The following is a 12,311-nucleotide window of genomic DNA, read 5'->3' as shown; positions in this document are numbered from 1 at the left end:
TGAATTGATTATTACTTTGCATTACTTTGCAGTGTTTCTTTTAGACGCATTGTCCAAAATTGGATTGTATCTGCTATTTCTAGCAGCATTTCTGTAACTAATATTTGTTGGTTGAAATTCAGCTGGGCATATCTAGCTTGAAAATCTTCTGTCTTCATATTAGCCCTTATTCCCAATTCAGAACCCACCACTTGACATAAAGTTACCCTGGCTACCCCCCAGGCAAAATAGCGCCGTTGCTCATCTGTTCCCCCCACACCATCCGGTAATTCACCACCAATTAGTTTGGGTGACCGAGAAAGGGCCCAAAACCTCTCAACACCCCAACTGGAAACATATTCACCTATACCACTGGCTTTTCCTTGCCATTTTTCTATGGCGCTCAAATCAGTAGCCCCTTTCCTTAATTCTGCTAACACTTTTTGGTCTAGGTCATAGAATGATGTTGTCATCTGTACTCCCACCTACGCTGATTACTTAATATTCTCGACAATTATGCGCCCGTAGCCAACTCCCCATAGTCCTCCCAGGTGATGTTCTCTATGGAGAAAACTTTCCCACTTTTCTGTTTGTTGTTGGCGACTGTGCCATGACACTACAAAACTCGCTCCCGGTGGTATGCCTTCTACGGAAAACAGGTTGTCTACCAAACTACCGTCTTTATCCGCATTTTCCTTCAAGCTAACTCGCGGTTGGCGTACCATGCCCATATCTACCAGGGTATTAATAGATTCATTTTTCAGGATTAGTAGTCGCTTGCTATGGGCTTGTAGTTCCGGGGGTAAGGGCAATGTACCTGGTAAGTAAGCGATATTAGATAGCTTTAACCATCGTAAATACACTGTTTTTTTATCTAATTCTGGTTCGGTGACAAGTAAATTGTCTGGTAAAGGAGGAATTTCTGTCCCCGTGAGATCCGCAAATCTGTTTAACCAGTCAGGAAAGCTTACCCACCAGTTACCATATCCCAATACATGAACAGGCCACCAAACCGGCCATCCCCATCCCAAGGAAATATTACCTGGTGATACAGCACTTGTATCTCCCCCAAACCATTCTCCTACAAAAGGCTGAAACTCCTTTTCCTTTTCCGCGTGTTCCCTGAGCGCACCTCGCAAAGAACTACCTGGTATAACTGGTGTTCTATCCGGTAGGCGAAAAATAGGATTGTTATTACCCCGGTTTTCACTGTCTGCTCCTCCTATGTGGACGGGCTCTCTACATACTATCCAAATGTTTCCTGCTTTCATATTAGATTCTCTTTAAATAACCACAAATGTCCATATCCCCACACATGACGATTAAATGGATCCAGGAGGGGTCCGCTTTTGGTGATGGGGGCTTTATGCCACCGGTAAATGGCTCCTGCTGGTGTGAGCCACTCACCGGGTGTTAATTTTCTTTCTGGTGTGAGCTTGTGGGAAACTGTTTTCCAGGTCTGCCAGGGTTCCCCTTGTTGGGCTAGGTAAGCTAGGGGTTCATGCTGGTCTGGGTAAGGATGGGAGGTTTTAGTTCTTCCATTACTCCACAAAGCACTTGTTAATAATACAGCACCATCCGCATCTGGTATTTCTGCTCCTAAAAATTCCCAGTTTTCGCTTTCTAGGTTCTCTAAGGGTACGGTCACAATAGGAGTAGCTCCTGCTCCTAGGGTTCCATATTTTTGCGGTTCTCCTTCCCCTATTACTTTTATCACTATTGACCACTTGCTGGCCATTAAAATAGTTTTTTCAGCGTATAATCCTCCCTCTTCTACTACCTGAAAGTCTTCCCGTCGGTTATGACTCAGGGTTAGAGTTTGCCAAGGAAGCGGTTGAACTTCTACCTGGTTTAAAAATCCCTGTTCCCACAACTGACGAAAATCCTGACTTTTGATGAGATATTTTCCTCCTAGTTGTTCAATTTCTATGTCTGGGGTTGTCTGGTGATGTAGTTGCCACTTTTCTTGCCAATACATACGATATAAATCTAATACCTTTGTGTTCTGTCTTAATGGTAGTCTATGGGTATAAACACCTTGTGGAACTGGCAAGTAGAGATTTTTTTCGTGTAACCAAAAAGGTCCCCACATTTGGGCAGTTTTGGGTAGATTAAGAGCCGCAGCAAGTTGGTTACCATTGGGTGGCCAACGACACCCTACCAGCCCACTGTTTTGCCCTACCGGGGTCAAATTTCCTAGGGTTATGGTGCCTGTGGGTGTGATACTATACCAAGTCATAAGCCATCCTCCCTAAATTTTCTCATCCAAAGGTCGCGGTTTTGTTCCTGTCTGGCTAAAAACACTCGCAGGGCTACCCAATTAGTCCACCATTCCCATTCGCTTAAAAAAGTATCATGTTCAGATTGTGGGCGTACTTGGTTCCAAGAGAGATTTAAACCTACACTTTGCCATAGGGTTTCTAGGGCGGTTTCTGCCAGGGCTAGATTGGGTTGTTTCATGCGGACAGGTTCCATATATTGCAATAGTTTCTCCCATCTATTTAGTTGGTTATCTGACTGCACCAAGTTGTTTCCCATCAGTAGATCCCACAGGAACCAAGGGCAGATCCACTCTATAATCTGATTACTATTGAACAACACCCTTACACAAACCCGGTTTCTGCCCTGGGATTTAGCTTTTTTATAGGCTTCATTGAGATGACTATGCCATAATGCCTGGGGTATACGTCTTTGGGCAATGACTACTCCTAAACTAAAGGTCATTATTTCGCTAGGAACCGGATAAACAGACTCCCGATACTTGACCCAACCTGGTACTGGTGGCTCCAACATAGAAGTGAGGGCAGTGGTTCTACCAGACCATAAGCGATATAAATCACTGGTCATCTCCACAGCTTGGGGTAAAGGACCCAGGAGGAGGAAGTCATCTCCTCCAGCGAAGATAACCTTGCCAGGGTACTGTTCTTCTACCAGGGGATACAACAGCTTGTTCCAGTGACTAAAGAGAACAGATAGATCCAGAACATGGGGTAGGTCTAATTGGCGATGGGTATGATTAGGAATTTGGGCGGGGACTAGGTTGAGATGGTAATCTTCAATTTGCTGGGGTGTGGGATGCCATTTTTGCCAGAGTAAATTTTCCCGTTCATACTGACTACCAGAGAGCCACTGACCAATGTGGTCTCCGTCACCCCGCCATCCCACGTGCCATTGAATTGGCGTAGACCATTGGTCTAGGTTGAAATCTTTCCAGTCTTGTTCAACCCCTTCTAGGTCTTGATCCAGACTCCAGTTTTCTAGATTGCGCCGTTCCAACAGCTGCGGGTGAACATATCCGGGGTGAGATCTATCTATTAAGGGTAAACCCCAGCGTCTAGGTTCTAACTCAAAGTATTCTGCTGCATCTTGTAGCCTATTATTCCAAGGAATAGATTGGCCTAGTAGGGGAACCCAAGCAGCTGCAACTGCGGTTTGTTCAGGAAAATTGCCCCAAGGACACGCGGGAGGAATATGACCCCACCGCATCTCCAGAGCTTTTTGAATATAGTCGGGTAGGGATGCTAAGCGTTTAATCAGCTCTATGCTATTTAGTTTTTCCCGAGAGCTGAAAAGAGCAGAATGGTGTCGAAGGAGACCTGCCCACCAGTGATCGAGTTCGGAGGGGGGTATACCCCAGGTGCCATTTCTGTCGATGGGTAACAACCCGGGATGCCAGACAGAAAGGGAGCCAGCGGTGGGACTAGTTACTCCACTCCACCAGGTTCCTTGCCATTGGCGACTGAGTTTTTGCTTTTCTAGCTCGTCGTGAATTTGTTTATTCACTTGAGTAATACTCAGGGGTGGGTCTTGAGTAATGGGTGCCCAGGTGTGATAAACAGACCATAAAAACCTATGGTCACGGTGAATGACTTGCCATCCGACACCATCTAATAGTCTTTTATTTTCGGTGCGCTCTTGCTCAACAACAACTCTTTCAATATTTTTAATGAGTAAAGACCATTCTTTGAGTAAAAGGTGTTTGATATTTTCTAACCAGTTTTGGGCTGCTTCATCAGTAGTACAGGGAACCACACCAGTCATAACATTGGGTAACTCAGGGCGCCAAAAAGATTGGGGGTCTGGAGAAACACCAGTATTCATCCATCGCAGGAGGGGAGAACTTCTGTAGAGAGGTAAAAGAACAGAACCTCCCTCATTTTCCCAATGATAGATAGTAGCCGTTGCCAGGTAATGACACAACCAAGATGCTACAGCCCAATCTCTTAACCGTTGACCCGCGCCGAGGAAGGACTGAACTGGTCCAAAGACCAGAGTGCCCAGGAAATGATGGGGAGAGATTTCTGGAGGTAGCTGTTCAAAGGCATAGTTACTAGCGCCACCCCCCCAGGGGTATTTACTTCTGAGTCGGTCTGTATCTTGCCATTCTCCGGTAACTGGATGGATGGCGAAACCAGGATTTTCAGTGGTTAGGTTAGGGTCTGGGTATAGTTGCTGCTGTAGTGGCAGGAATTGGATGGGTTGTGGTTCGATGAATACCAATTGTTTTAGATCCCCCTTTGGTTATTTGTAATGATAGGTTGGGGTTGGCTGCTGTTCGACAATTTCTGGATATAGCTAGACATTCCTTTCTGTTTGGGTACTTTTTTAGGCATAACTGTAACCGTCTTTGCGATGAATAGGCTTTTCGATGTTTAATTTGGTCGGTTTGACCAGTCCTTAGTAATGTGTTCCTCGACAATGAAAAACAGGCTTGTCATGGTAGTTCAGAGGGCTTTCTAAGATGTCTCGCCTTTTGTTGAAGTTACCGACAGAGCTACAAACTGGAGTTAATTTGTAGGTGTCGTGACCTGTCTTTCGTAGCCAACCTTACCTGATGGTAGGTAACTCTTTTTTATGGCGGAGTCATGCACGCTCACCCCACCTACCCAGATTGTTAAGATCTGGGCAGGTTTGAGTAGACATTAATGAGCGGTTGTCGTTATCTATAATATTAACCTGGTAATAAAAACTTTGTCCCCTATCTATGGGAATAGTTACATCTATCTTTAGATAGATATTTGGGTAAGATAGGGATTTGGGTAGGTATTTTACGACATTTTATCTAACCTAAAAACTTTTATGCGAGTAATGAAATATCCCAGTCAATGTAGTACCTAATAGGGGGTGAGAATGAAGTGGTCTCAAAAAAATAAAATATACATAAGTTTTAGGGAATTATTTTCCTGTAAATGTGTTATAATAGTGGCACAAATGGGGAAAAATCGGTATAAATATTTCAGTAATAGCAAAGGATAATGATAAAAATAAAGACAGAAAAATCAGTAATTAACGAAGAAAGTGCGAAGGTCAAGAAAAAACGCTGGAATGCCTATTATTTCGTTGGGAACCTCGCAGCCTTGTGGTGTAAGGGTTTCAGCCATTATTTTGAGGGTAGTGGGGGTGAAAAACAGAGAAATTTTGCTGACCTTCGCAAAGTGGGTCTAGACACCAGTCAGGGTAAGGTGTTAAAATGGAGGGGTCTTGACCTTCATAAGAAGGAATAGGTATTGCGACCTCTCCAGAACCCGCCACTAGAGCGGGTTTTTTATTGTCTTGACCTTCATAAGAAGGAATAGGTATTGCGACTTATGGGATGAAGCGGAGCAACAAGAAATCACCCTAGTCTTGACCTTCATAAGAAGGAATAGGTATTGCGACTTGTCTTTACGTTAGGTGGTAAAAAGTTTACCAAAGAAAGTCTTGACCTTCATAAGAAGGAATAGGTATTGCGACGTGAGAGTTTTCTTCGTGACGTAGTTCTTTATCAAGTTGTCTTGACCTTCATAAGAAGGAATAGGTATTGCGACAACCAAAGCCACCCTCTGATGGCTTCAGAATTATTCGAGTCTTGACCTTCATAAGAAGGAATAGGTATTGCGACAAGGCCATAATCTCTACGCCCGCCAATTTCGCAGACGGTCTTGACCTTCATAAGAAGGAATAGGTATTGCGACCTTCTGGCTGATCTTTTATGCTTTTCTGTTAATTGTGTCTTGACCTTCATAAGAAGGAATAGGTATTGCGACGCCTTCCTCCGGAGAGGAAGTAGCCGTGACTGGATCCAGTCTTGACCTTCATAAGAAGGAATAGGTATTGCGACGTAAATCAGTTCGAGTAGGTTCCTTCCATTTATGGCTGAGTCTTGACCTTCATAAGAAGGAATAGGTATTGCGACCAGACCAGCAGGGAGAGATTGATGTATGCGCTTTTGAAGTCTTGACCTTCATAAGAAGGAATAGGTATTGCGACTCGAATCTTACGATGTAAGAGATTAATTCTTTAAGTCTTGACCTTCATAAGAAGGAATAGGTATTGCGACTGGCTGGTTTCTTTGAACCCAAGATTGGGGTGGTTCGGTCTTGACCTTCATAAGAAGGAATAGGTATTGCGACCCGATCTGTTCCGCATCTACGTGCGGGGGGTTTATGTCTTGACCTTCATAAGAAGGAATAGGTATTGCGACGTTAAAAAAAAATTATTTAAATATTAGTACCAGAGATGTCTTGACCTTCATAAGAAGGAATAGGTATTGCGACGTAACCCCCAACTCTCCTTGTTCAAGGGAGAAGTTGTCTTGACCTTCATAAGAAGGAATAGGTATTGCGACCAACCTACCAGGAAGTAGTTGACTACTTCCCAGATTGGGTCTTGACCTTCATAAGAAGGAATAGGTATTGCGACCAGAGAGTTCCCTGACTTTTGTTTTGCAGTTTAAGTCTTGACCTTCATAAGAAGGAATAGGTATTGCGACGTTTTCCTTCATTTCTTTAGCAGCTCTCTTTAAGTCTGCTAGTCTTGACCTTCATAAGAAGGAATAGGTATTGCGACTATTATTTATTTTTTGGAATGTTTTTTATACAATTGTCTTGACCTTCATAAGAAGGAATAGGTATTGCGACCGTGACAAAGGGTGCTTTGGGCCCTTGGAAGGGGGGTCTTGACCTTCATAAGAAGGAATAGGTATTGCGACCAGGCAATACCACAGGGGGTTTCCCACGATTTCAGCAGTCTTGACCTTCATAAGAAGGAATAGGTATTGCGACGGCTATATTAACGATAGATTGACCAAGTACAGGAAATAGAGTCTTGACCTTCATAAGAAGGAATAGGTATTGCGACGACCTCCACCTCTAATGGGTGTTTAACCTCTACAGGTCTTGACCTTCATAAGAAGGAATAGGTATTGCGACGCTCCATTTGAGGGGTGGAGGAAGAAGAGGAAGAGGAAGTCTTGACCTTCATAAGAAGGAATAGGTATTGCGACGACCTCCAATACTTTTTTTGCCTCACTCACAAGGGAAGTCTTGACCTTCATAAGAAGGAATAGGTATTGCGACGAGTATTCAGTTATTTGTGATTGAGCTACTAGCTCAGTCTTGACCTTCATAAGAAGGAATAGGTATTGCGACTTCGTAATGGGCTTTATTGATAAACAAAGGTTTTAACGTCTTGACCTTCATAAGAAGGAATAGGTATTGCGACAGACAAAGATTGTTTAAAAGAGTTACTACCTCCTTTAAAGTCTTGACCTTCATAAGAAGGAATAGGTATTGCGACTTCAACATGTTTAAACCATTCACCCGCTCTTCCTCTTTCGTCTTGACCTTCATAAGAAGGAATAGGTATTGCGACCATATTTTACTACGGGCAGTTCCTTTACCGTAGTAAAAGTCTTGACCTTCATAAGAAGGAATAGGTATTGCGACCTGCTGTTACCTCAAGATACTATTAAATCAGATACCGTGTCTTGACCTTCATAAGAAGGAATAGGTATTGCGACTACCTCTAAAAAGAATGAAGTAAAAGATAAATAGTCGTCTTGACCTTCATAAGAAGGAATAGGTATTGCGACTTAATAGGATTTACCAATCCTCATACCTTTCGGTATGTCTTGACCTTCATAAGAAGGAATAGGTATTGCGACCATTTGTACTCAAACGCGTACAAATGACTTCATCAAGTCTTGACCTTCATAAGAAGGAATAGGTATTGCGACACGTTTATTAAGTTAGCCGCGCGGCTAACTCCTTAAACTAGTCTTGACCTTCATAAGAAGGAATAGGTATTGCGACGGTTTAAAAGTTATTTATTCAAAATACGGACTTCGCGTCTTGACCTTCATAAGAAGGAATAGGTATTGCGACGAGAAAAGAGTCACCCAACTCCTTTGCCAAATAGCGGTCTTGACCTTCATAAGAAGGAATAGGTATTGCGACTTGACTACGGGTGTTTCTACACAGCTAGTTTTGAACAGTCTTGACCTTCATAAGAAGGAATAGGTATTGCGACGATTTGCGTTGTTGACCTCGGTTTTTGCTGCCTCTAGGTCTTGACCTTCATAAGAAGGAATAGGTATTGCGACGACAAGTTAAAACCTAGTCGGGTTCGCCGATTAGACTAGTCTTGACCTTCATAAGAAGGAATAGGTATTGCGACCGAAGAGCTCCAAGTCTCCGCCCATTTTGTGTTAGTCTTGACCTTCATAAGAAGGAATAGGTATTGCGACTTCCTTCTCTTCCTCTTCATATGGATCAAAATTGCAGTGGGTCTTGACCTTCATAAGAAGGAATAGGTATTGCGACCAAAGACGTACAACTCCCCATGATAGGGGATTACAGTCTTGACCTTCATAAGAAGGAATAGGTATTGCGACCTTTATATACATGAAATCTAGTACCGTATCTCCCGTCTTGACCTTCATAAGAAGGAATAGGTATTGCGACACAGAATTAGATACACTATAACTCGCTATCAAACTGGTCTTGACCTTCATAAGAAGGAATAGGTATTGCGACTTCCCCTTCTCCCCAAGAGGAGGAACTATCTGTGGTGTCTTGACCTTCATAAGAAGGAATAGGTATTGCGACCTTCTCGACCAAAAGGATATTCTCTGCATCCTTGATAAGTCTTGACCTTCATAAGAAGGAATAGGTATTGCGACCTGCAACCTTCCTCGGGGGAGTTGGCTGCAGTTATGGGGTTTATAGTCTTGACCTTCATAAGAAGGAATAGGTATTGCGACGTACCTGTTATAATAAAATTATCTATTTTGGCAACTTGTAATAATATTTCTTGACCAATTGCTTTTTATTCTGGATTTTTGCTTGTAAATTCTGTCCACATATTTGTAAAGTAAAATTTACCTACACTAAATGCTTTATTAACAGCAGCTTGTAGAATTTCACGAGTAATTAAAATGTTTTTCCTACCGTTATTTCTTAATATTTAAATTAAGGTAACATTTATAAAAATCTGACTGCTTATAAAGTTGCCTTAGTTTATTTCTAACTTTTATAATGAAGTTTGAATAACCTAGAAAAAAGATTAATAAAAGCAAAGGTTAATATATCGGTAATAAAGATTAAACCCACAAGTGTTGAATCCTGCAATAAAACTTTACAATCTTTGCGTTTTACCCAGTTAAAATCCATTGTCTATTGAGAATAGAGTCATTAATTGATCAAATTTGGTATCACCAATACCAATGCACAACTTGGACACAATCCTCAAAATCTTAACATTCAACACTTCTGGATTAAACCATGTAGTCTTCTCCGGCTTTTAATTAATATCACATGTTAACCATTGCTTTATTAATCGCTTTTATAATAAAGGTTAAAATATGGTTCATATATATTGACTTTACTCTTTTTGTTAATCCGCGTTTTTATTTTACTGTAATAAAGATTAAAGAAGAGATTAAACAAATCGATTTTCATGCCTACTCAGGCAGATTTAATTTTACATATTCATTGGACAAATGATTTCTGTTAGGTTCATTATTTCTCCTCCTGAACTATGAAATTTATTTTGCATTACCACTTATACTCTAACCTTTTAATTACTTATGAACAAAATATCCGTTTCTGTTGATACATCTTTCCTTCTTGCTCTGGGCAATAAACATGATGATAGGCATGCGGTTGCAAAGCAACATTTTTCTCGCTTGCGCTTGAGTAACTACCAGTTTATTATACTTGATTCTGTCTTAACAGAGACTTTCTATCTTCTAGGAAACAGAACATCTCATAATGTTTCACAACAATTTCTGAGTTCTTTATGTTCTTTTGCTGATTCAGGTTTTGTAATGTTTTTCTCTATTTCTTCTGAATCATTCTCTATCTCTCGTATTAAAGATATCAGTGCACAGTTTAATGACAAACCGCTTGATTTTGTTGATTATTCTCTTGTATGGTTGGCAGAATATCTCAATAATGGCAATATTCTGTCATTTGATAACGATTTTGATATCTACCGATGGCATCGCACTAAACCTTTTCATAATTTACTTAGATCTTAATTATTACGGGATTCTACCATTTTTATCGTAAAAATCCCTAAATTCCCTATTCTGTCTACCAATCCACTTTTTTCTTTTTTTCTTTTATCCCTTTTATTTATATAATGAATAGTATAAATAATTTAATTGATACTGACTCAATGTGTTCTTCTAATCTGTTAAATGTACCTCAATTGGATAAAGTCTGGCTAAAGCATCGTTCTAATGCTGATCAGGTCTCCCAATATTATATTGGAACCGAATTCCAGGATTATGCTTTTCGCATCAATGAATGTTCACAATTATTAAATTTTCATATTGTTGATTTAGGTACGGATCAGATTTCAACACAATTTAAACTAAATACTGCTAGATTTTGCAGAGTTAGATATTGTCCAGTATGTCAATGGAGGCGATCCCTGATGTGGAAAGCTAAAGCATATAGTGTTTTACCAAGAATTGTTGCAGATTACCCTACTTCTAGGTGGTTATTTATTACATTGACTGTAAGAAACTGTCTAATAACAGAGTTACGTGTAACCTTAGATTGGATGCATCAGTCATTTAAGCGATTAACAAAGTTAAAAGATTTTCCGGCTTTTGGATGGTTAAAATCTACTGAAGTGACAAGAAGTAAGGATAACTCTGCCCATCCTCATTTTCATTGCTTGTTAATGGTAAAGTCTAGTTACTTTGGGAAAAACTATTTAAAACAGAGTGACTGGCTAGAATTATGGCGTCATTCACTAAGAACTAACTATAGTCCTGTATTACATGTTCAGGCACTAAAAAAAGACAAATGTCCCTCTGAAATCATTCCCGAGTTACTTAAATACTGTACGAAGGAATCTGATTTAATTATTGACAAAGATTGGTTCTTAGAGCTGACTCGACAAATGCAAAAAGCTAGAACTATTTCAACAGGTGGAGTTGTGAAAGAATATTTAAAACACTTAATGATTGAAAGGGAGAATTTGATATCTGATGATAATGATACTTCTCGTTTTGAAGATAAAGAACATCTTTATTTCAAGTGGAATCGAATTTCTAAAAAATATAATCTATTCAGTGAATAGATAAAATAAATACTTGAATGATATGTAAGTAAGTCGGCGGAGAAGTTTATAACTATGTAACGAAAGGTCAAGGAAGTCAAGAGTTGTTAAGTTTAATGCGTTTGACAGTAGTTCGGGAACATTTCTATTGAGAATTTCCTGCGTGTTAGTCTTTCTCCTATGGGCGATTGCAAAGCACTCCCTGATCTCGCATTTCTATAATTTTTCCCACTCACCGTGCGATCGCCAGATAGTGAAACGATCTCCTTTTCCAACCGAAGAATGGGGATTAAAAAATGAACATCTTTTCACCTAATTTTTCTAAATAACCTGATTTTTGATTGATACACAACTTTGATATTAACCACCATATACCTGGGACCAAGTTGTCAATAAAAATACTATGACTGCGCTGATGGCTAGGACACCTTGAATCAAGTTTCCCACCAGCGTTCCCACAGTGATTCCAATACCAGCTTTCACCGCAGGCCATAATCTTCTTTGGTAAAGAAACTCACCCACAATTGCTCCTAATAGAGGTCCAAATAGAATACCTAGTAATGGTCCACCAAAAGGTAAAGCAGGTAATAATCCGAAAAATCCCATTAATAAACCCACAAATGCGCCAATTTGTCCCCACTTACTAGCACCCGCTTGTTTCGCACCAATATAACCAGCAAGGAAATCAACTCCTGTACTTAGAAGTAAAACAATGATTGTCACAATCAGAGGAATTTTAATAGCAGCAAAGGAGTTACTCACAATTCCCCAGATGATAATAGATATTAAAATCAAACTACTTCCAGGGATAGCTGGAACTACAGCACCAATAATTCCCAGGAACATTACAGCAACTAAGAGTAGATAGATAACTTGCATAATTATTGCTAGTGGGGACTGCGCCCAGTTTCATTAAAAAACGATGGTAACATAAGTGTAACCCATGGGGGTGTTGGGTTTCATGCTTCAACCCAACCTACTTTTATCTTATATTTGAT

At 40.5% G+C, this 12,311-nt stretch carries 7 protein-coding genes and 1 CRISPR repeat array; of the genes, 2 read left to right on the top strand and 5 right to left on the bottom strand.

Going from position 1 to position 12,311, the window contains the following annotated elements; translation table 11 throughout:
- Positions 1–11: 11 nt before the first annotated feature.
- The 4 genes from ASL19_RS01785 to ASL19_RS01770 are packed head-to-tail and all read right to left on the bottom strand — an operon-like array spanning position 12 to position 4,479.
- Positions 12–452, bottom strand: a complete 441-nt coding sequence (locus ASL19_RS01785) for a hypothetical protein (protein ID WP_057177044.1) — start codon at positions 450–452, stop codon at positions 12–14.
- Between the two features lie 21 nt (positions 453–473).
- Positions 474–1,250, bottom strand: a complete 777-nt coding sequence (locus ASL19_RS01780; protein WP_057177043.1) for an RAMP superfamily CRISPR-associated protein — start codon at positions 1,248–1,250, stop codon at positions 474–476.
- Complete coding sequence (locus ASL19_RS01775) at positions 1,247–2,218, bottom strand: hypothetical protein (RefSeq protein WP_057177042.1); 972 nt, start codon at positions 2,216–2,218, stop codon at positions 1,247–1,249. Before ASL19_RS01775 ends, ASL19_RS01780 begins: the two co-directional genes overlap by 4 nt.
- On the bottom strand, positions 2,215–4,479 hold the full coding sequence (locus ASL19_RS01770; protein ID WP_057177041.1) for a type III-B CRISPR-associated protein Cas10/Cmr2: 2,265 nt from the start codon (positions 4,477–4,479) through the stop codon (positions 2,215–2,217). Before ASL19_RS01770 ends, ASL19_RS01775 begins: the two co-directional genes overlap by 4 nt.
- 978 nt (positions 4,480–5,457) lie before the next feature.
- Positions 5,458–9,001: a CRISPR direct-repeat array (repeat unit 36 nt; unit sequence GTCTTGACCTTCATAAGAAGGAATAGGTATTGCGAC).
- Between the two features lie 825 nt (positions 9,002–9,826).
- Here ASL19_RS01770 and ASL19_RS17300 point away from each other — a divergent pair.
- Both ASL19_RS17300 and ASL19_RS01760 read left to right on the top strand, forming a co-directional pair.
- Complete coding sequence (locus tag ASL19_RS17300) at positions 9,827–10,279, top strand: type II toxin-antitoxin system VapC family toxin (RefSeq protein WP_072149064.1); 453 nt, start codon at positions 9,827–9,829, stop codon at positions 10,277–10,279.
- 104 nt (positions 10,280–10,383) lie between these two features.
- Positions 10,384–11,334 carry a protein rep gene (locus ASL19_RS01760; protein ID WP_057177039.1) on the top strand — a complete coding sequence of 317 codons (951 nt, stop codon included), beginning with the start codon at positions 10,384–10,386 and terminating at the stop codon, positions 11,332–11,334.
- Between the two features lie 339 nt (positions 11,335–11,673).
- Here the strand turns inward: ASL19_RS01760 and ASL19_RS01755 are convergent, their stop codons facing one another.
- Positions 11,674–12,192, bottom strand: coding sequence for a DUF456 domain-containing protein (locus ASL19_RS01755; RefSeq protein WP_057177038.1), 519 nt, complete (start codon positions 12,190–12,192; stop codon positions 11,674–11,676).
- Between the last annotated feature and the right edge of the window lie 119 nt (positions 12,193–12,311).

This window comes from Cylindrospermopsis sp. CR12 (assembly GCF_001432185.1).
GTDB classification, from domain to species: Bacteria; Cyanobacteriota; Cyanobacteriia; order Cyanobacteriales; family Nostocaceae; genus Raphidiopsis; species Raphidiopsis raciborskii.
Note: the sequence above shows the minus strand (reverse complement) of the source record. Positions and strands in the feature narration are given on the sequence as shown.